Below are 19,238 nucleotides of genomic sequence, written 5' to 3' on the forward strand. Positions count from 1 at the left end.
ATTCCCACGGTGCACAGTTGAGGGCGATTAGCTCAGTGGGAGAGCGCTACCTTGACACGGTAGAGGTCACTGGTTCAATCCCAGTATCGCCCACGAGCCGGGATTTCTGTGCTTGTCGCCCCTTCTAGGGCGACTTCGCTCCGGCCGCGATGTCTGCCCAGGGGGCGATCCCTGGAAACCCCGGGTCAGGGGCTCCGCCCCCGACACCCCAGGTCGCCACGCTTCGCGTGAGCGGCCTTTTTTTGTGTCGGCCTTCTGGTCTTTCGGGTCCGGGTGGGGACTGGCTCGGGCTGCTTTTGCCTTGGGCGTTTTGTCTGGTGCTGGTGGTTCCGCGCCGGCTCTTTCCGTGGGCGGGGTGCTGGCGGATGTTTTGGCCGGGCGCCGCCGCGGGCTTCTGACGTCGTTTCGGTGCGGGATCTTTTGCTTCGTGGGGTCGGGTGGTGGGTTTCTTTGTCTCCTGGGTTTGGTGGTGGGGCGTTTCTCGTGGGTCTCGCGTTCCGGGGGAGTGGGGCTGGTGGGGTATTTGCCGGGGTGGGGGAGCGTGATGAGGTCGGCGTGTGGCGTCGGCGATGATGGGACGCGTGGCTCGACTGAATGATCTGGGGCAGCCCGTGGGAGAGCCGGTCGAATGGTCCGGCGCCCAGGCGCCACAGGCACGCGACCTCGTCGGGCGGTGGGTGCGGCTGTGCCCGCTGTCCGCCGCCGAACACGCGCGACACGTCGTGGACCGACTGGGTGTGCACCCTGACCTGTGGACCTACCAGGCGGACGACGCGCCGGGCGACATCGTGACCGCGGGGCGGGCGATCAGCGCGATGACCGAACGGGCGGACACCTGCGCCTTCGCGATCGTGGACCGGGCCAGCGACGCGTTTCAGGGCCGGGTCGCCCTGTTGCGCAGCCAGCCGAGTGTCGGTTCCATCGAGGTCGGCTGGATCATCTACGCGCCGTCCCTGCAGCGGACCCGCGCCGCCACCGAGGTGCAGTACCTGCTGATGCGCTACGCCTTCGACGACCTGGGCTACCGCCGGTACGAATGGAAGTGCGACAGCCTGAACCAGCCCTCCCGGGCGGCGGCCACGCGGCTGGGATTCGTCGAGGAAGGCACCTGGCGCAACGCCCTGGTCGTGAAGGGACGCAACCGGGACACCACCTGGTTCTCGATCACCGACCGGGAATGGCCTCTCGTCCGGCGGGGATTCGAGGCCTGGTTGGCCGACGACAACTTCGACGAGTCGGGCCGCCAACGCCAGACCCTCGCCGAGCTGCGCGGGCGGCGGGCGGCGGGCGTCCCCACCCGAGAGCCCGCCTGAAAGCGGCCCACGACATGAGAAAAGCCCGCCCGGTGGTTTCCCACCGGGCGGGCCTGGCGATTTTGTCGTTCGCCGGACGGTGCCCGCACCGGATTCTCCGCGGGTCGGGCTTCCACCCGACCCGGGCGCATCACCGGTCGGGGCCGCCCCAGATGAGCAGGGCCAGCTCGGCGTCGAGGTCGATCACGTCGCTCTCGCTTCCGAGCGGAACCGCCGCATAGGTGCGCCGCAGGAAAGCGAGCACCTCCGAGCGCGGCATTTCGAACAGCGCGTGCCCTGACGGACTGGACAGCGACAGGCAGACGATCCTTCCGCCTGACTGCGCGGCCGGCCAGACCTGGACGTCGCCGTCGCCGGCTGGGCGGCGCACTCCGTCACTCAGGAGCTGGCGGGCGAAGGTCCACTCGACGACCTCGTCCGCTCCGGTGCGGAACCCGATGCTGACCGCGTATGGGTCATCGGGCTCGTACCGGACCGTCGCGGCGACGGGGACCGGGGCCCCTCCGGGCACGACGAGCCGGAGGGCGAGTTCTGCGGTGATCGAATCGTGACGAATAGTCATCGGGCGGCCTCTCAGCGGTGCGGTGGTGCGGGCGAGCACCCGTGTAACGAGATGGTTCCCTCTCTGAGGCTCGTAGGAAACAAGATTATGCCAAGACAACATCCGTTACGGCCGTTCGGGCGACTTGCCCGGCCGGGGAGCGGTGCCCACCTTCGTGAGGCCCCCGAACCGGCGTGGCCCCGGTGTCGGGCCGCGTCTTGAGAGATGACGACGGACCGGTTCCTGGTCCATCGGGAGCCCCCCAGACACGGTCCTCACTGCCGTGGCCGTGCGCAGACATCGTTCCCCGCGCAGCGGACCTCAACCCCGGCGAGAACCGTCCAACGCCCATGGGACCACCAGCGGCCGGACATCGCAGAGACATCGGCCGGACATGCCCCTGATACCGGCCAGTCCGCGAGCGAGACGCCACCGACACGCCGTCCGCACCTCCCGTCAGGTTGTGTAAGCTGAGCCCCGCAGCACGATCGACACGCGCCCAGCGGGACCTGTCCAGGGCTCCGCCGGCCGGTCGAAGTGCCTGCGGCTCGGGCGTATAGCTCAGTGGTAGAGCGCTGCCTTCACACGGCAGAGGCCCGTGGTTCGAAACCACGTACGCCCACCGAGTCGGATCATCGTGTTCGCCGCTTCTGGCGGCTTCACCAGGGCCCGCGATGTCTGCCCAGGGGACGACCCCCTGGAACCCCCCGGGTCAGGGGCTTCGCCCCCGACACCCCCGGTTGTTCGCCTTCGGCTTCACTTCACTCTCTGGGGTCGACCGTCGCTGGCGGCTTCCCCAGCGTGCGCCTCGGGCGTCCTGTTTGTTCGCCTTCGGCTTCGCTTCACTGGTTGGGTTCGCCGCCGTTGGCGGCTCCCCGTGGCGCCTTGGGCTTCGCCCTCGGCGTCTGGTTTGGCCGCCTTCGGCTTCACGTCACGCTCGGGGGTCGTCGGCGTTGGCGGGTTCCTCGGCGCCTGGGGCTTCGTCCTTGGCGTCCGGGTTGGTCGCCTTCGGGTCTCTTCGCTGGTTTCTCCGGGTGGGCTCCCTGGGGGTGGCGGTGCCTGGGCGGCTGGGTTTGGGCGCCGGGTGGGTGGGGCGTCGTCTGGAGTCTCGTGGGTGGGGGGACGACGGGCCACTGATCGATGAGGGGGGAGTCCGGGTTCGGGGGAGTACGGGGCGGGCGGGTCACCCTGGGTGTCGGCGTGGCGCGCGACGGAGTCACCCGGTGCGGCTGGTGACGGGGCCGTCAGGGGGGCGAGGGCGGTCGCCCGGGGGCCGGGCAAGGGCGTTGACCAGGCGTGGATTGGGGCGCGTTCGCGGCTGGGAGTGCTGGTACGGTCAGGGGCGCGGTTCCCCGGGGCGCCGTCGGCGCGGCGCCGGACGGGCTGGTGCGTGAGCCGTCGGCGGGATTGCCGTGGAACGGACATGAGGTAGAGGTCCTTGCGCAGCGAGCTGGACAGCCGGTGACCGGTACCACCACGCCCCCGGGAGACCCGGGCCTCCCGGCCGCCGGGGCGGCGGAGGTTCCCCTCGACGAGCAGGCCGGCGTCGGCATGCGGGACGCGTTCCAACGGCTCTACACGCCGCACCGGATGGCCTACATCAAGGGCGAGAACCGGACCGACGACAGCGCCTGCCCGTTCTGCGAGATCCCGGGCCTCAGCGACGCGGACGGCCTGGTCGTCGCCCGGGGCGCCGAGGTCTACGCCGTGCTGAACCTCTATCCGTACAACTCCGGCCACCTGATGGTCGTCCCGTACCGGCACGTCGCCGACTACGCCGACCTCACCCCGGACGAGGCCGTCGAGATGGCCTTCTTCATGCAGAAGGCACTGCGAGCGCTGCGGCTGGCCAGCGGCGCTCACGGCTTCAACACCGGGATGAACCTCGGGACCATCGCCGGCGCCGGGATCGCCGCACATGTGCACCAGCACGTCGTCCCGCGCTGGGGCGGCGACACGAACTTCATGCCGGTCGTCGGCGGCACCCGGGTGCTGCCCGAGCTGCTCCCCGAGACCCGCACCCTCGTCGCCGAGGCCTGGGAGAAGGTGGCAAGCCAGGCCTGAGGCCGGAACGGGTGCCCAAGCGCCCGTTCCGGCCGCGCGCCGCCTCAGCCGGAGCGGTCCTTGATGACGGTCGCCGCGAGATGCTCGGGCATCGGCTCATAGCGGGTGAGGTGGCGGGTGAAGGTGCCCGTGCCATGCGTGAGCGCGCGCAGCTCGATGGCATACCGGAGCATCTCCAGTTCGGGGACCTCCGCCCGGACCACCGTGCGGCCCGCATCGCCGGCGCCCAGTGGCTCCATGCCGATGACCCGGCCGCGCCGGCCGGACAGGTCGCCCATCACCGCGCCCACGTGCTCGTCGGGCACCAGCACCGACACGTCCAGCAGCGGTTCGAGCAGGGCGACGCCGGCCTTCGCCGCCGCGTCGCGCAGCGCGAGGCCGCCGGCGACCTGGAAGGCCAGGTCGGACGAGTCGACGCTGTGCGCCTTCCCGTCGACCAGCCGCACCCGGATGTCCACCATCGGGTTCCCGGTCGCGACGCCCCTGGCCAGCTGGGCCACGAGCCCCTTCTGGACCGACGGGATGAACGCCCGCGGGACCGCGCCGCCGACCACCTCGTCGACGAACTCGAAGCCCGAGCCCGGCGGCAACGGCTCCACCTCGATCTGGCAGATCGCGTACTGGCCGTGCCCGCCGGACTGCTTGACGTGCCGGCCAAGACCGTGGGCAGGGCCGCGGACCGTCTCCCGCAGCGCGATCCGGGGCTCCGCGCGATCCACGTCGACGCCGTACCGGCCCGCAAGCCGCTCGATCAGGACGTCGGCGTGCGCCTCACCCATGCACCACAGCAGCAACTGCCCGGTCTCGGTGTCGGTGCGGACCGTCACCGTCGGGTCCTCGGCGGCCAGCCGGGACAGCGCAGTCGGCAGTTTGTCCTCGTCGGACTTCGTCCTGGCCGCGATCGCGACCGGGAGCAGCGGCTCGGGCATCATCCACGGGGCCAGCAGCCGGGGGTCGTCCCGGTCCGACAGGGTGTCGCCGGTCTCTGCGGCGCCGAGCTTGGTCACCACGCAGATCCCGCCCGCGGCGCAGGCGTCGACCGCGTGCAGCGCCGTGCCGTCCGGCGCCTGCAGCGCGCCGACCTTCTCGTCGACGTCATGGTCGGGGTGGCCGGCCGCCGCCCGCCCGTGGCCGCTGACGTGCACGGTCGCGTCCGGGCGCAGCGTGCCGGAGAAGACCCGCACCAGGGACATCCGGCCGACGTAGGGGTCGGTCGTCGTACGGACCACCTCGGCGAGCAGCGGGCCGTCCGGGTCCGCGGTCATCCCAGGGCAGCCCGAGCCGTCACACCGGGTCAGCGGGGGCAGCGGGTGCTCGGCGGGGGAGGGGAACGCGTCGACCATCAGGTCGAGCAGCTCGACCGAGCCGACCGGGATGCCGACGCCGCTCGCGGTCCTGGCGAAGGGCAGCACCGGGTGGAAATGGCCGCGGGCGATCGCGGTCTCGGCGTCGTCGAGCAGCGTCCGCGGGTCGAGCTCCTCGCCGCCGAGGTAGCGGTCGAGCAGGGTCTCGTCCTCGCTCTCGGCGATGATGCCCTCGATGAGCGCGCCGCGGGCGTCCTGGGCCGCGCCGTCGAGCTCGACGCGGTCGGCCAGGTCGTGCCGGTCCTTGCCGGCGTACTCGACGACCTGGCCGGTCAGCAGCCCGACCAGGCGGGCTCCGGCGCCGGCCTGGCCGGCGCCGTCCGGCAGGTAGACGGGGAGCACCCCGGCGCCGAACGCCTCCTGGCAGGCGGTGACGGCGGCGGCGAAGTCGGCCCGTGGGTGGTCGAGGCGGGTGACGACGACCGCGCGGGGCATGTCGACCGCCGCGCACTCGGCCCAGAGCGCCCTCGTCGCCCCGTCGACCCCGTCGACCGCGCTGACGACGAACAGGGCGGCGTCGGCGGCCCGCAGGCCGGCGCGCAGCTCGCCGACGAAGTCCGGGTAGCCCGGAGTGTCCAGCAGGTTGATCGTCATGTCGCGGTGGCGCAGCGCGGACAGCGTCAGCGTGATCCCGCGGGACGAACGGTGGTCGCCGTCCCCGTGGCGGCCCTGCTGGGCCGCGCCGGCGCCACCGGCACCGGCCACGGCCAGCAGGTCCTCGGCCAGCGCGGTCTTGCCCGCGCCGGTATGACCCACGAGGACGACGTTGCGGACTTCAGCCGCGGTAGACGGCATCTCGGCCTCCGTTCGGTCGTGCCGAACGCCTCCGACGCGGCAGCGGAACTGGCGCGTCAGGGGACGGAGACCGCGACGGGCGCACCGGAACAGCGCGTTCGGTTGCGTGCGCCCCTGGCGATCCGCTCCCGGCGGATCGCAGGAAGTCGGGCGGCCCTCCCTCGCTCGGACGGTTGCGACGTCGCCGCCCAGCGTGCGCCCCTGTGATGTAACGCACAAGACCTCGGCGGTTTCCCCCTGTGTGGCATGCCGTCCATCCAGGCCTTCGACCGGCCGGATGGGCCAGGGTGTGGCGGCCGGCCGGACCGGGGCCGCTGGGTAGGGTGAACCCGCGCGAACACCCCGCGCCGGACACGACGGGACGGACATGCTCGCTAGCAAGGCGCGGCCGCAGATCAACCGGCTGCTGGCGCCGGTAAGCCGCTGGGCCGCGCGGACGTCGCTGTCGCCGGACCTGGTGACGATCATCGGCACCGTCGGCGTGGTCGGTGGCGCGCTCGCGTTCTTCACCCGCGGCCAGTTCTTCGTCGGCACCGTCGTGATCACCGTGTTCGTCTTCTCGGACCTGATCGACGGCGTGATCGCGCGGGCGCGCGGCATCTCCTCGAAGTGGGGCGCTTTCCTCGACTCCACCTCCGACCGGCTGGGCGACGGCGCGATCTTCGGCTCGCTGGTCCTCTGGTACGCGGGGGACGGGCATTCGCTGCCGCTGGCCGGCGCGACGCTGATCAGCCTGATCGCCGGCGCTGTCACCTCGTACGTCAAGGCGCGCGCCGAGAGCCTCGGCTTCGACTGCAACGTCGGGATCGCCGAGCGTGGCGAGCGGCTGCTGATCCTGCTGGTCGCCGCCGGGCTCTACGGCCTGGGCGTGCCGTACCTGCTGCCGATCGCGCTGTGGCTGCTGGCCGCGCTGACCGTGATCACGGTCGGCCAGCGGATCTGGCACGTCTACCGGCAGGACCAGAGCTCCGGTGGCGCCGGCGCGGAGGCTGCCGCCGCGGCGTCGGGACCGGTCGCCGCCGCGCCGCCCAGCGGCGGCGCCGACGGCCCCGCCGCGATGGCCGGGACGATCGGCGCGGCCACCGCCGGCGCGGCCGGCTGAGCCCGCCGACCGGGCGCCGCATGTCCAACAGGACCACCGATCTCGCCTACGCCCTCGGCTGGCGGGTCGTGCGCGTGCTGCCCGAGCGGCTGGCCGCCCGCGGCTTCGACGCCGCCGCGGACTGGGCCACCCGCCGCGAGGGCAAGGGGGTCCGGCGGCTGCGCGCGAACCTGGCCAGGGTGGTGCCCGAGGGCACCGACCTCGACGCGCTCACCCGTGCCGCGATGCGGTCGTACGCCCGCTACTGGCTGGAGGTCTTCCGGCTCCAGGACATGCCGGCGGAGCGCTACCTCGGCGGCCAGTTCTTCCTCGGGGACGAGTTCCACCTGCGCGACGCCTATGCCGCTGGCAAGGGCCTGATCCTCGCGCTGCCGCACATGGGGAGCTGGGAGCTGGCCGGCGCCTGGCTGGTCGCCACCGGGATCCCGTTCACCACCGTCGCGGAGCGGCTGAAGCCCGAATCGCTGTTCGACCGGTTCGTGGCCTTCCGTGAGTCGCTCGGGATGGAGGTCATCCCGCTGACCGGCGGCGCCGAGCCGCCGTCCGGGCTGCTCGCCGAGCGGCTGCTCGCCGGCGGCTGCCTGTGCCTGCTGGCAGACCGGGACCTGTCGGACAGCGGCGTGCCGGTCGACTTCTTCGGTGGGCAGGCGAGGATGGCCGCCGGGCCGGCGGCGCTCGCGCTGCGGACCGGAGCCGCGCTGGTGCCGACGGCCCTGTGGTTCGACGGCAAGGGCTGGAACGGCCGGATCTACCCGCCGGTCGAGCACACCGACGTCGCCACGATGACGCAGGAGATGGCCGACGCGTTCGCCGACGCGATCGCGGCGCACCCGGCCGACTGGCACATGCTGCAGCGCATCTGGCCCGACCCGCCGGCCCCGGCCGCCGACCCGGCCCAGGCGGACCCGACCCAGGCGGACCCGACCGGGACGGATCTGGCCGAGGCGGACCCGACCCGGTGAGGATCGGCCTCGCCTGCCCGTACACCTGGGACGTCCCGGGCGGCGTGCAGGTCCACGTCCGCGACCTGGCCGAGACGTTGATCGCGGCCGGTCACGAGGTCTCGGTCATCACCCCGGCCGACGACTCCGACACGCTGCCCGGCTACGCCGTCGACGCCGGCCGGGCGCTGCCGGTGCCGTACAACGGCTCGGTCTCCCGGGTGCTGATGGGCCCGGTGTCCGCGACCCGGGTGCGCCGCTGGCTGCGCGAGAACGCCTTCGACGTGCTGCACGTGCACGAGCCCACCGCGCCGAGCGTCGGGCTGCTCGCGTGCATGCTCGCCGACGGCCCGATCGTCGCCACCTTCCACACGGCCAACCCCCGGTCGAAGATCCTCACGGCGGCCCAGGGCGCGCTGCAGCCCTCGCTGGAGAAGCTCCGGGCCCGGATCGCGGTCTCCGAGGCCGCCCGGCGCACGATCGTCGAGCATCTGGGCACGTCGGCGGTGCTGATCCCGAACGGGGTGCGCGTCGCCGGGTTCGCCGATGCCCGGCCTATGCCCGGCTACGAGCCGCCCCGGCACACAGTGTGCTTCCTCGGCCGGATCGACGAGCCCCGCAAGGGCCTGGACGTGCTGCTCGCGGCGTTGCCGGAGCTGGCCCGCCGGGTCCCCGACGTCCGGCTCCTGGTGGCCGGCCCCGGCGACGTGGCGGCGGTCCGCTCCCGGCTGGACCCCGCGCTGCGCGACCGGGTGGAGCTGGTCGGCCTGGTGCCGAACGAGGACAAGGCCAGGGTCTTCGCCTCCGGCGACGTCTACTGCGCGCCGAACACCGGCCAGGAGAGCTTCGGCATCGTGCTGCTGGAGGCGATGGCCTCCGGTACCCCGGTGATGGCCAGTGACCTCGACGCGTTCCGCCGGGTGCTCGACGACGGCCGGGCCGGCCGGCTGTTCGGGGTCGGCGAGCCGGCGCAGCTCGCCGACGGCCTAGCCGAGCTGCTGCTCGACGACGCGGCCCGGGCGGCGTTCGCGGCGCGCGGCCGGGCCGTGGTCGCCGGCTACGACTGGCCGGTGATCGCCGAGTCGATCGTGGACCTGTACCGGATGGTCAGTGACGGCGCCGGCCCTGTGTCCCTCGTCTCGTCCGCCTCCGACGCCTGAGGCGGCCAGCTGGTGTCCAGCGAGCGGTAGTCGACCAGGAGGCCGACCCCGATCCGCCCAGGCCGAAGGCGTTTGGGTCACGCTGCGGGAGACGTTGGGAGGGCGCTCAGCGCCCGACAGGCGGGTCGGCCGAAGGGCGCCGCGCGCCCGGTCCCGGCCGGCCGCCGGCGACGTTCCGAGGGCGGGGCAGTCGGATCGACCAAGCGTTCACTACGCTGCCCAGGATGACTCTCGTCGTGGTCGTGGTCGCCGCGGTGGTGGCGATCGCGACCTACCTCACCTGGCTGGCCCGCCGCCTCGACCGGCTGGGCGTGCGGGTGGACGCGGCGCGGGCCGGGCTGCTCACCCAGCTGGTGGCCAGGGCCGCGGCCGCCGCCGCGCTGGCCTCCAGCCGCGGGCTCGCGCCGCTGGAGGCGGTGGCCGAGCAGTCGGCGGCCGGGCACCTGGCGCTGCGTTCCGGGGCCCCGCTGGACACCGCCGTGGAGGAGACGGAGAACCAGCTCAGCCGCGCGCTTCGGGCGCCCGAGGTGGCCTCCAGCGGGCAGGGCGCTCCGGAGCTGCTGCACGCCGTCGACTCGGCGGCCGCTCGGGTCGCGCTCGCCCGGCAGCTGCACAACGACGCGGTCCGGGACCTGCGCGCGTTGCGCGGACGGCGGTTGGTGCGCGTGCTGCGGCTGGGTGGCCGCCGGCCGCTGCCGGCCTACTTCGAGATCGACGACGCCCTCCCGGCCTGGGTCGAGACGCCGTTCGTGCCGGCGGCCGGGGACATTCCGTTCCGTCGGCCGGTGGCCGACGCCGCGGCGGCCCTCGGCGACGTGCCCGACACCCAGCCCGAGGCGGCCCCGTGAGACCCCGGTAGCGCTACCCATCGGTCACCAAGAGTGATACTCGCTGGGCTTCTTGGGGAGAAGGTGGCTGCGGCCGGTCGTACCATGGTGGAACAGGGATAAGCCCGACCACTCGCGAGACCACTCGGGCCGAGACCAGTCTCTGATGAAACCTGCCCGCCGTTGCCGATGTGAGAGAGACGGACCGCTATGTCTGCCGGAGCCACGCCCGCCGCAACGCCCGCCGGAGTCCCCGGGGTAGCGCCCGGCGGGCCAGCCGGGCCGGGCCGCCAGGCCGGCACCGCGCGGGTGAAGCGGGGCATGGCCGAGATGCTCAAGGGCGGCGTCATCATGGACGTCGTCAACGCCGAGCAGGCCAAGATCGCCGAGGATGCCGGGGCTGTCGCCGTCATGGCGCTGGAGCGCGTCCCGGCCGACATCCGGGCCGAGGGCGGGGTCTCCCGGATGAGCGACCCGGACATGATCCAGGGGATCATCGAGGCCGTCTCGATCCCGGTCATGGCCAAGGCCCGCATCGGCCACTTCGTCGAGGCCCAGGTGCTGCAGGCGCTCGGCGTGGACTACATCGACGAGTCCGAGGTGCTCACCCCGGCCGACCCGCACCACCACATCGACAAGTGGGGCTTCACCGTCCCCTTCGTCTGTGGCGCCACCAACCTGGGGGAGGCGCTGCGGCGGATCTCCGAGGGCGCGGCGATGATCCGCTCCAAGGGCGAGGCGGGCACCGGCGAGGTGTCCAACGCCGTCGTGCACATGCGCACCATCCGCGGCGAGATCGCCAGGCTGTCCACGCTGCCGGCTGACGAGCTCTATTCGGCGGCGAAGGAGCTGCGCGCCCCGTATGACCTCGTGGCCGAGGTCGCCGCGCTGGGAACGCTGCCCGTCGTGCTCTTCACGGCCGGCGGCATCGCCACCCCGGCCGACGCGGCGCTGATGATGCAGCTCGGCGCGGACGGCGTGTTCGTCGGCTCCGGCATCTTCAAGTCCGGCGACCCGGCGAAGCGGGCGCGGGCGATCGTCGAGGCCACGACGATGTACAACGACCCGGGCGTCATCGCCAAGGTCTCCCGGGGCCTCGGCGAGGCGATGGTCGGCATCAACGTCTCCGAGACCCCGAACGCCGCCCGGTTCGCCGACCGCGGCTGGTGACGGTGGGCGTGACGGCACGGTGCCGGGCGCGCCGGCCGAGGGTGGGTACATGACAGTGGGGCGTCCCCGGGTGGGCGTGCTCGCGCTGCAGGGTGACGTGCGGGAACACGTGCGGGCGCTGGCCGTGACCGGCGCCGACGCGGTCGAGGTGCGGCGGCCCACGGAGCTGGCCGCCCTCGACGGTCTGGTGCTGCCGGGCGGTGAGTCGACCACCATCGGCCGGCTCCTGAAGATCTTCGAGCTGCTCGAACCGCTCCGGGATGCCGTCGCGGATGGTCTTCCGGTGTACGGTTCGTGCGCCGGCATGATCCTGCTCGCGCGGGACGTGCTGGACGGCCGGCCCGACCAGCCGCTGATCGGTGGGCTCGACGTGGTCGTGCGGCGCAACGCCTTCGGTCGTCAGGTCGACTCTTTCGAGGCCGACCTCGACGTGGCCGGGGTCGGCGGTCCGCCCGTGCACGCCGTGTTCATCCGCGCCCCGTGGGTGGAGAAGGCCGGCGACGCGGTGACGGTCCTGGCTCGGGTCGGGGAGCATCCGGTGGCCGTGCGGCAGGGGCACCTGTTGGCCACCTCGTTCCACCCCGAGCTGACCGGGGACACCCGGATGCACGAGCTGTTCGTCGAGATGGTTCTACAGAGGGGCAGGGCATGAGCGGTCACTCCAAGTGGGCGACCACGAAGCACCAGAAGGCGGTCAAGGACGCCCGTCGGGGCAAGCTGTTCGCCAAGCTGATCAAGACGATCGAGGTCGCGGCGAAGACCGGCGGCGGCGACCCCGCGGGCAACCCGACGCTGGCCGACGCGATCGCGAAGGCGAAGTCGCAGTCGGTGCCGAACGAGAACATCGACCGCGCCGTCAAGCGCGGCTCCGGTGAGCTCGGGGACTCCGTGAACTACGAGTCGATCACCTATGAGGCTTACGGCCCGAACGGTGTCGCGGTCATGGTCGAGTGCCTGACCGACAACCGCAACCGGGCCGCCTCGGACGTCCGGGTGGCGATCACCCGCAACGGTGGCACGGTCGCCGACCCGGGCTCGGTCGCCTACCTGTTCAACCGCAAGGGCGTCCTGCTGGTCACCAAGACCAAGGACCTGACCGAGGATGACGTGCTGGTGGCGGTGCTCGACGCCGGCGCCGACGAGGTCAACGATCTCGGCGAGGCGTTCGAGGTCATCTCCGAGGCGACCGACCTGCACGCGGTCCGGGTCGCGGCGACCGACGCCGGCCTGGTGATCGACTCGGCGGACATCTCGTGGCTGCCGAGCGTCAGCGTGCCGCTGGAGGCCGAGCCGGCCCGCAAGGTGCTCAAGCTCGTCGACGCGCTGGAGGACCTGGACGACGTCCAGTCCGTCTGGTTCAACGCCGACATCTCCGACGAGATCATGGAGCTGGTGGCCGGTTAGCCGCGTGTCGCGGATGTCCTGATGCGCCCCCCTCCTAGACTCCGAACAGGCGTTCGTGCCGAGCTGGCTGGCCCTGTTCGCTGACCTTCGGTCAGCTTCCCGGGAGGCCGTTATGTCTGCCCGGGGGGCGACCCCCGGACCCCCGGTGTCGAGCTTCGCTCGACCGCCGGGGGTCGGCACTGTTCGCTCCGGCCAGTGAACCCAGCACCAGGAGGCCGAGGGGCGATGCGGGTAATGGGGGTTGACCCCGGGCTGACGAGATGTGGGCTCGGGGTCGTGGACGGCGGCGGCGCGGGGCGGCGGGCGGCGCTCGTCGAGGTGGGCGTCGCGCGCACCCCGGCCACCGAGGACGTGGCCATCCGGCTGCGGGACATCTCGGTGCAGATCGACCTGTGGCTCGACCGGCACCGGCCCGACGCGGTCGCGGTCGAGCGGGTGTTCAGCCAGGCCAACGTGCGCACGGTCATGGGCACCGCCCAGGTCGGCGCCGTCGCCATCGTGCTCGCCGCGCGCCGCGGCCTGCCGGTCGCCCTCTACACCCCCAGCGAGGTCAAGGCCGCCGTCACCGGCAGCGGCCGCGCGGACAAGGCCCAGGTGACCTTCATGATCTCCAAGCTGCTCGACCTGGACACCCCGCCGAAGCCGGCCGACGCCGCGGACGCGCTCGCCCTCGCGCTGTGCCATGTCTGGCGCGGCCCCGGGCTCGCGCGGGTGCGGGCGGCCGTTGCCGGCGGGGGGGCGCAGGCATGATCGCGTCGGTCGCGGGGACGGTGCTGTCGGTGTCGCCGACGGCGGCCGTCGTCGAGGTCGGCGGGGTCGGGCTGCTGGTCCAGTGCACCCCGGCGACGCTGGCCGGCCTGGCCGTCGGCGAGCCGGCCCGGCTGGCGACCGCGCTGGTGGTCCGCGAGACCGAGCTGACCCTCTACGGCTTCGCCGACGCGGACGAGCGCGACGTCTACGAGACCCTGCAGGGCGCGGCCGGCGTCGGCCCCAAGCTCGCCCAGGCGGTGCTGGGCGTGCTCGCCCCCGACGAGGTGCGCCGGGCCGTCGCGGACGAGGACCTGGCGGCGCTGACGCGGGTCCCGGGCGTCGGCCGCAAGGGCGCCCAGCGCATCGTGCTCGACCTCAAGGACAAGCTCGGCCCGCCCGTCGGCGGCGCGCCCGCGCGGCAGGCCGCCGGGGGCCGGGTCCTGCCGGCGCCGCGCACGGCCCCCGAGCAGGTCACGGACGCGCTGGGCGGGCTCGGATACTCGACCCGGGAGGCCGAGGACGCCGTGGCGGCGGTGCTGGCCGGCGACGGCACCGACACCGACGACGTGTCAGCCATGCTGCGCGCCGCGCTCGCCTTCCTGCGGCCGCGGTAGCCGGGACCACGAGCCGACAGGTGGCGCGGATGGGTGAGGACGGGCTGGTCGCCGCGGCGGCCACCGCCGAGGAGCGTGCCTTCGAGGCGGGGCTGCGGCCGCGGACGCTGGCGGAGTTCGTCGGCCAGCGCAAGGCCAGGGAGCAGCTTTCGATCATGCTGGCCGGGGCGCGCGGGCGCGGCCGGCCACCGGACCACGTGCTGCTGTCCGGGCCGCCGGGGCTCGGCAAGACCAGCCTCGCGATGATCATTGCCCAGGAGCTGGCGGTGCCGCTGCGTTTGACCAGCGGCCCCGCGATCGAGCGGGCCGGCGACCTGGTCGCGATCCTGACCGCGCTCGCTCCCGGCGAGGTGCTCTTCATCGACGAGATCCACCGGATCGCCCGGCCGGCCGAGGAGCTGCTCTACTCGGCGATGGAGGACTTCCGCGTCGACGTGGTGCTCGGCAAGGGGCCCGGCGCGACCGCGATCCCGCTCGACGTCGCGCCGTTCACCCTCGTCGGCGCCACCACCCGCGCCGGCCTGCTGACCGGGCCGATGCGCGACCGGTTCGGCTTCACCGCGCACCTGGACTTCTACGACCCCGACGAGCTCGTCGCGGTCCTCGCCCGCTCGGCCCGGCTGCTCGGGGTGGAGCTCACGCCCGAGGGCGCGACCGAGGTGGCGGGGCGTTCCCGGGGCACCCCCCGGATCGCCAACCGGCTGCTGCGCCGGGTTCGGGACTACGCCGAGGTGCGCGCCGACGGGGTCGTCACCCTCGACGTCGCGCACGCCGCGTTGCGGGTGTACGACGTGGACCCGCTGGGCCTCGACCGGCTTGACCGCGCGGTGCTCACGGCCCTGGTGAAGCGCTTCGGCGGCGGGCCGGTCGGGCTCACCACGCTGGCCGTGTCGGTCGGGGAGGAGCCGGAGACCGTCGAGGACGTCGCCGAGCCGTTCCTGCTGCGGGCGGGCCTGCTGGTCCGGACCTCGCGCGGCCGGGTGGCCACGCCGGCGGCCTTCACCCACCTCGGCTTCGACCCGCCGGACCAGGAGCTCGGCCGGTCCCAGGTGCCGCCGGCCCAGACGGCCCTCTTTTCCGAACCGGGTTTCCGCGCGGAGGCCGCGCCAGAAAGCTGACGCGCGGCGCCGCCCGATCCGGGGGTCGCCGTCCGACGGAAGTCCCTGTGGACGGACACCGCTCGTCCACAGAGCGCCGCGCGGTCCTGACACGTGGCGCATCAGGGCACACGCTATGAGCACAGATCGTCGTGCGCTCGCGATCGGAGCACTCGCTGTGACCATACGGATGTCATCCCGCTGGCCCAGACCAGGCCGGCGGAGCGGCAACAGGGCCGACCCAATGGCGAAACCGGCGCGTCTTGGTGCCCTCCCGTCGAGTCCCGTGGCCTGATACGTACGATCGGCCGCGACACCGAGGAGGAACAGGACGTGCAACCAATCGCGGCCGCGGCGATCGCGGCCAACAACGAGGCCGCCAGCAAGTCGGGTGGCGGCTTCGGGAGCTGGCTGCTCCCGCTCCTGATCGTCCTGGTCGGGGTCTACTTCTTCACGATGCAGCGTCGGCGGCAGCGCGCGGCTCAGAGCGAGCAGTCGAAGCTCGGCCCCGGCACGCTCGTCATGACGCGCAGTGGGCTCTACGGGACGATCGTCGAGACCGACGGCGAGGACATCCTGCTGGAGATCGCGCCGGACGTGGTCTGCCGGTTCAACCGCGGCGCGATCGGCCGGGTCATCAGCTCCCCGGACACCCCAGGTGTCCCGGAGGAGGACACCCCGGTGTCGTTCGAGAAGGACGCGGAAACGCCGTCGGACGAGACGCCCACCGCCGAGACGCCGGCAGACGAACCGGCCGCGGCCCCCGAGGCGCCCGAGGCCAGCCAGCCGCCGAAGAAGGACCTCTAGGCGCGGCCCGCGCCGTCCTCTCTTCGCGCGTGAGCGGCCCTGCCGCGGGCGGCGCGTCGGAATCGGCTCACCAGTTCTTCGTGGACAGAACGACTCTTCGGGCCCTCGCGGGGCGACGGAACGTCTCAACGCCTGCGCCCGTCGGATAGTTTGGCTCCGGTCGGGATCATCCGATCCGGTGGGCAGAAGGGAAATCCGTTGGCACGACGGTCGACGCGAACGCGGGAGACCCGTTCGTCATGGCTCCGGCTGGGGTTCCTGGCCGGTGTGCTCGCGGTGCTCTACGCGATCATGGCTCTCACCGGGACGTTCACGCCTCGGCTCGGCCTGGACCTGCAGGGCGGCACGAGCGTCATCCTCACGCCGCGCGCGACGCAGGCGGGCCAGAAGGTCAACGGCGGCGCGGTCGACAAGGCGGTCGACATCATCCGCCAGCGGGTCGACGGCCTCGGTGTCGCGGAGTCCGAGGTCAAGCGCAACGGCAACCAGATCGAGATCTCGGTGCCAGGCCGCGGCCGCTCCGACGTGGTGAACCTCGTCGGCCAGACCGCCGAGCTGCGGTTCCGGACGGTCTACACCTCCGGCGCCGGCACGGCGGTCGTGGCCTCCCCGACGGCGACCGCCTCGGTCGCCCCGGCCGCGTCGCCGTCGGCGGGCAGCACGCTCGCCCCGGCGAGCGCCACGCCGACCGCCGCCGGCGCGACGACCCCGGCCACCCCCAAGCCCACGGCCGGTGGCGCCGCGACTCCGACCGCCAGCGCCACCTCGACGGCGCGGGCCGACGCGGTCGGTTCGGCGCTGTTGGCCGCCGGCGCCACGACGCCTACCCCGACCAAGGCCCCGACGCCGGCCGCCTCGGCGAGCACCGCCGTGGCCGCGACGGCGTCACCCACCCCGGCGGCGACCGCCAGCCCGTCGGCGAGCGCGGCGACGCCGCCCGCCGACGTGCAGAAGAAGTACGACGCGCTGGTCTGCCCGGAGAAGGTGCACACCACCGACGCCCCCGGTGACTGGACCGCCGCGTGCTCGAAGGACAACACCACCAAGTACCTGCTGATGCCCGCTTCCGTCGTCGGAACGGACGTCAAGACCGCCCAGGCGCAACTGCAGACCACCGGCGGCACCGCGAACGTCTCCACCGGCCAGTGGGTCGTCTCCGTCAGCTTCACCGGCTCCGGCCAGAAGAAGTTCACCAAGCTGACCGAGGACACGATCAACAAGCCGGTGGCGATCGTCCTCGACGGCGTCGTCCAGTCGGCGCCGGTCACCAACGAGCGCATCCCCGGCGACGCGAGCATCTCCGGCAGCTTCAACCAGTCGTCCGCCGAGGACCTCGCGAACGTCCTGAAGTACGGCGCGCTCCCGTTGGCGTTCGAGAAGTCGCAGGCCGAGTCCATCTCGCCGACGCTCGGCCACACCGAGCTGCGCGGCGGCCTGCTCGCGCTCGCCATCGGCCTCGGGCTGGTCATCCTGTACTCGTTCTTCTACTACCGCCTGCTGGGCGTGGTCGTGATCGCGTCGCTCGCGGTCAGCGGGCTGCTGGTCTACGCCACGGTCTGCCTGCTCGGCTCGGCCATCGGCTTCACGCTGACGCTCGCCGGCATCGCCGGCCTCATCCTGTCCGTCGGTGTCACCGCCGACTCGTTCGTCGTCTACTTCGAACGGATCAAGGACGAGGTGCGGGAGGGCCGGACGATCGGGCACGCGGTCGAGCGGGCCTGGCCGGCGGCCCGGCGCACCATCCTGTCCGCGGACACGGTCTCGTTCCTGGCCGCGGCGGTCCTCTACATCGTGTCCATCGGCTCGGTCCGCGGCTTCGCGTTCACGCTTGGCCTGTCGACGCTGTCCGACGTGGTGCTCGTGTTCATCTTCACCCGGCCGCTCGTGACGCTGCTGGTCCGGCTGCGGCTGTTCACGTCGCCGCGGTGGTCGGGCCTGAACCCGTCGAACCGGGGCGGGCCGCTGGCGGCCGCGCGGCCTAGGCTCGCCCGGCGGGCGGCGCCGGCCGACGGGCCCGGCTCGCCACCGGGAACCGCGACCGCGCGGGTCGGCCGGTCATCCGGACAGAAGCGGGAGTCCTGAGATGTCTTCGCCGATCACCCGGTTCCTGCGCGGCCAGCACGCCTTCGACTTCATCGGCCGACGCCGGGTCTGGTACATCATCTCGGGCGTACTGCTCACGATCTGCGTCCTGAGCATGATCGTGCGAGGCTTCTCGCTGGGCATCGACTTCTCCGGCGGCGCGGTCTTCCAGTTCCCGTCCAAGGGCCACTCGATCGAGGACGCCCGCGGTGCCCTGCACCACGCCGGGGTCAACGCGGACGATGCGGTCATCCAGGAACTGCAGACCAGCAAGCAGCTGCGGGTGCAGACCCCGGTCCTCACCGACACCCAGACGACCAAGGTGACGACCGCGATCGAGCAGGACTTCGGCGTGAAGTCCAACGAGATCGACATCTCGACGGTCGGCGCCTCGTGGGGCTCGACCATCACCAACAAAGCCATCGAAGGCCTTGTGATCTTCCTGGTCCTGGTGATGGTGTACCTGTCGGTCCGGTTCGAGTGGAAGATGGCGGCCGCCGCGATGGCGGCGCTGGTCCACGACCTGGTCGTGACGCTCGGCGTCTACTCGCTGATCGGCTTCGAGGTCACCCCGGACACGGTCATCGCCGTGCTGGCCATCCTCGGCTTCTCGCTGTACGACACCGTCGTCGTGTTCGACCGGATACGCGAGAACACGGCCGGGATGGCGACCTCCAGCAAGCGCACCTACGCCGAGGCCACGAACGACTCGCTCAACGAGACCCTGATCCGGTCGCTGAACACCTCGTTCATCGCGCTGATCCCGGTCGCGTCCCTGTTGTTCGTCGGCGCCGGGCTGCTGGGCGCCGGCACGTTGAAGGACCTGGCGCTGGCTCAGTTCGTCGGCATCGCCTCCGGTACGTACTCGTCGATCTTCATCGCCGCGCCGCTGCTGGTCGACTTCAAGCGGTCCGAGCAGGCGGTCAAGGCCCTCGACGCCCGGGTCACCCGGGCCAGGACGAGCGCCGCCCGCTCCGCGGCCGAGACGGCCAAGGCCGGGTCGGGACCGGCGCCGGGTGGGCGATCCCAGGCCTACACCGTCGCGTATGCCACGGACGGGCCTGAGGTGGGCGACGACCGAACGCCGGCGCCGGCCGGGGCGACACCCCGACGGCCCGGAACCCGACCGGCGGCGGGCCGCGGGCCCGCCGCGGCGCGCCGAAGCGGTGGACGCGGTCGCTCCGGCGGCAGGAAGCGGCGGTAAGAA

The 19,238-nt window shown here is 72.8% G+C and carries 17 protein-coding genes and 2 tRNA genes; 17 read left to right on the plus strand and 2 right to left on the minus strand.

Going from position 1 to position 19,238, the window contains the following annotated elements:
• The first annotated feature begins 21 nt into the window (after positions 1-21).
• Positions 22-93, plus strand: a tRNA-Val gene (locus FRAEUI1C_RS11530).
• Positions 94-572: 479 nt separating this feature from the next.
• Positions 573-1,313 carry a GNAT family N-acetyltransferase gene (locus FRAEUI1C_RS11535; protein ID WP_041260647.1) on the plus strand — a complete coding sequence of 247 codons (741 nt, stop codon included), beginning with the start codon at positions 573-575 and terminating at the stop codon, positions 1,311-1,313.
• 130 nt (positions 1,314-1,443) lie between these two features.
• On the opposite strand, the gene FRAEUI1C_RS11540 is transcribed toward FRAEUI1C_RS11535, so the two are convergent.
• Positions 1,444-1,875 (minus strand): SsgA family sporulation/cell division regulator, encoded by a 432-nt coding sequence (locus tag FRAEUI1C_RS11540; RefSeq protein WP_007520135.1) that lies wholly within the window; start codon positions 1,873-1,875, stop codon positions 1,444-1,446.
• A gap of 529 nt (positions 1,876-2,404) precedes the next feature.
• Between FRAEUI1C_RS11540 and FRAEUI1C_RS11545 the strand changes: the two genes are divergently transcribed.
• Positions 2,405-2,476, plus strand: a tRNA-Val gene (locus FRAEUI1C_RS11545).
• Positions 2,477-3,315: 839 nt separating this feature from the next.
• Positions 3,316-3,918: an HIT family protein gene (locus tag FRAEUI1C_RS11550; protein WP_013423476.1), complete on the plus strand. Its 603-nt coding sequence runs from the start codon at positions 3,316-3,318 to the stop codon at positions 3,916-3,918.
• A gap of 44 nt (positions 3,919-3,962) precedes the next feature.
• Here FRAEUI1C_RS11550 and FRAEUI1C_RS11555 read toward each other — a convergent pair whose 3' ends face one another.
• A complete protein-coding gene (locus FRAEUI1C_RS11555; protein ID WP_013423477.1) occupies positions 3,963-6,077 on the minus strand; it encodes an elongation factor G-like protein EF-G2 in 2,115 nt (704 codons plus the stop codon).
• 367 nt (positions 6,078-6,444) lie between these two features.
• Here FRAEUI1C_RS11555 and pgsA point away from each other — a divergent pair, with 367 nt between their 5' ends.
• The 13 genes from pgsA to secF all read left to right on the plus strand — a co-directional run bounded on the left by pgsA (position 6,445) and on the right by secF (position 19,235).
• Positions 6,445-7,179 (plus strand): phosphatidylinositol phosphate synthase, encoded by a 735-nt coding sequence (pgsA, locus tag FRAEUI1C_RS11560; protein WP_013423478.1) that lies wholly within the window; start codon positions 6,445-6,447, stop codon positions 7,177-7,179.
• Positions 7,180-7,199: 20 nt separating this feature from the next.
• Entirely contained in the window at positions 7,200-8,141 is a 942-nt protein-coding gene (locus FRAEUI1C_RS11565; protein WP_013423479.1) for a phosphatidylinositol mannoside acyltransferase, read from the plus strand.
• Positions 8,138-9,280 carry a glycosyltransferase family 4 protein gene (locus FRAEUI1C_RS11570; RefSeq protein ID WP_013423480.1) on the plus strand — a complete coding sequence of 381 codons (1,143 nt, stop codon included), beginning with the start codon at positions 8,138-8,140 and terminating at the stop codon, positions 9,278-9,280. Before FRAEUI1C_RS11565 ends, FRAEUI1C_RS11570 begins: the two co-directional genes overlap by 4 nt.
• A gap of 224 nt (positions 9,281-9,504) precedes the next feature.
• Positions 9,505-10,128 carry a hypothetical protein gene (locus tag FRAEUI1C_RS11575; protein WP_013423481.1) on the plus strand — a complete coding sequence of 208 codons (624 nt, stop codon included), beginning with the start codon at positions 9,505-9,507 and terminating at the stop codon, positions 10,126-10,128.
• A gap of 189 nt (positions 10,129-10,317) precedes the next feature.
• Positions 10,318-11,277, plus strand: coding sequence for a pyridoxal 5'-phosphate synthase lyase subunit PdxS (pdxS, locus tag FRAEUI1C_RS11580; RefSeq protein WP_013423482.1), 960 nt, complete (start codon positions 10,318-10,320; stop codon positions 11,275-11,277).
• 55 nt (positions 11,278-11,332) lie between these two features.
• The gene (gene pdxT / locus FRAEUI1C_RS11585; RefSeq protein ID WP_095522657.1) at positions 11,333-11,929 is read left to right on the plus strand and encodes a pyridoxal 5'-phosphate synthase glutaminase subunit PdxT; all 597 of its coding nucleotides are present in this window, start codon (positions 11,333-11,335) and stop codon (positions 11,927-11,929) included.
• The gene (locus tag FRAEUI1C_RS11590; RefSeq protein WP_013423484.1) at positions 11,926-12,681 is read left to right on the plus strand and encodes a YebC/PmpR family DNA-binding transcriptional regulator; all 756 of its coding nucleotides are present in this window, start codon (positions 11,926-11,928) and stop codon (positions 12,679-12,681) included. Before pdxT ends, FRAEUI1C_RS11590 begins: the two co-directional genes overlap by 4 nt.
• Positions 12,682-12,906: 225 nt before the next feature.
• Positions 12,907-13,431 (plus strand): crossover junction endodeoxyribonuclease RuvC, encoded by a 525-nt coding sequence (gene ruvC / locus FRAEUI1C_RS11595; protein ID WP_013423485.1) that lies wholly within the window; start codon positions 12,907-12,909, stop codon positions 13,429-13,431.
• Entirely contained in the window at positions 13,428-14,045 is a 618-nt protein-coding gene (ruvA, locus tag FRAEUI1C_RS11600; protein WP_013423486.1) for a Holliday junction branch migration protein RuvA, read from the plus strand. The genes ruvC and ruvA overlap by 4 nt, the downstream gene beginning before the upstream one ends.
• Positions 14,046-14,074: 29 nt before the next feature.
• On the plus strand, positions 14,075-15,163 hold the full coding sequence (gene ruvB / locus FRAEUI1C_RS11605; protein WP_013423487.1) for a Holliday junction branch migration DNA helicase RuvB: 1,089 nt from the start codon (positions 14,075-14,077) through the stop codon (positions 15,161-15,163).
• Positions 15,164-15,475: 312 nt separating this feature from the next.
• The gene (gene yajC / locus FRAEUI1C_RS36165; protein WP_013423488.1) at positions 15,476-15,949 is read left to right on the plus strand and encodes a preprotein translocase subunit YajC; all 474 of its coding nucleotides are present in this window, start codon (positions 15,476-15,478) and stop codon (positions 15,947-15,949) included.
• A 198-nt stretch (positions 15,950-16,147) separates the two neighbouring features.
• The gene (secD, locus tag FRAEUI1C_RS11615; protein ID WP_071587940.1) at positions 16,148-18,031 is read left to right on the plus strand and encodes a protein translocase subunit SecD; all 1,884 of its coding nucleotides are present in this window, start codon (positions 16,148-16,150) and stop codon (positions 18,029-18,031) included.
• A gap of 1 nt (position 18,032) precedes the next feature.
• The gene (gene secF / locus FRAEUI1C_RS11620; RefSeq protein ID WP_013423490.1) at positions 18,033-19,235 is read left to right on the plus strand and encodes a protein translocase subunit SecF; all 1,203 of its coding nucleotides are present in this window, start codon (positions 18,033-18,035) and stop codon (positions 19,233-19,235) included.
• The last annotated feature ends 3 nt before the right edge of the window (positions 19,236-19,238 follow it).

Origin of the sequence: Pseudofrankia inefficax (assembly GCF_000166135.1) — a bacterium.
In the GTDB taxonomy this organism is placed as follows: Bacteria; Actinomycetota; Actinomycetes; order Frankiales; family Frankiaceae; genus Pseudofrankia; species Pseudofrankia inefficax.

Excerpts from the sequence above, each read along its gene's own strand:
- FRAEUI1C_RS11535 (WP_041260647.1), top strand. The coding sequence starts at position 573 with ATGGGACGCGTGGCTCGACTGAATGATCTGGGGCAGCCCGTGGGAGAG.
- FRAEUI1C_RS11540 (WP_007520135.1), bottom strand. The coding sequence starts at position 1,875 with ATGACTATTCGTCACGATTCGATCACCGCAGAACTCGCCCTCCGGCTC.
- FRAEUI1C_RS11555 (WP_013423477.1), bottom strand. The coding sequence starts at position 6,077 with ATGCCGTCTACCGCGGCTGAAGTCCGCAACGTCGTCCTCGTGGGTCAT.
- pgsA (WP_013423478.1), top strand. The coding sequence starts at position 6,445 with ATGCTCGCTAGCAAGGCGCGGCCGCAGATCAACCGGCTGCTGGCGCCG.
- FRAEUI1C_RS11565 (WP_013423479.1), top strand. The coding sequence starts at position 7,200 with ATGTCCAACAGGACCACCGATCTCGCCTACGCCCTCGGCTGGCGGGTC.
- FRAEUI1C_RS11575 (WP_013423481.1), top strand. The coding sequence starts at position 9,505 with ATGACTCTCGTCGTGGTCGTGGTCGCCGCGGTGGTGGCGATCGCGACC.
- pdxS (WP_013423482.1), top strand. The coding sequence starts at position 10,318 with ATGTCTGCCGGAGCCACGCCCGCCGCAACGCCCGCCGGAGTCCCCGGG.
- FRAEUI1C_RS11590 (WP_013423484.1), top strand. The coding sequence starts at position 11,926 with ATGAGCGGTCACTCCAAGTGGGCGACCACGAAGCACCAGAAGGCGGTC.
- ruvC (WP_013423485.1), top strand. The coding sequence starts at position 12,907 with ATGCGGGTAATGGGGGTTGACCCCGGGCTGACGAGATGTGGGCTCGGG.
- ruvA (WP_013423486.1), top strand. The coding sequence starts at position 13,428 with ATGATCGCGTCGGTCGCGGGGACGGTGCTGTCGGTGTCGCCGACGGCG.
- ruvB (WP_013423487.1), top strand. The coding sequence starts at position 14,075 with ATGGGTGAGGACGGGCTGGTCGCCGCGGCGGCCACCGCCGAGGAGCGT.
- secF (WP_013423490.1), top strand. The coding sequence starts at position 18,033 with ATGTCTTCGCCGATCACCCGGTTCCTGCGCGGCCAGCACGCCTTCGAC.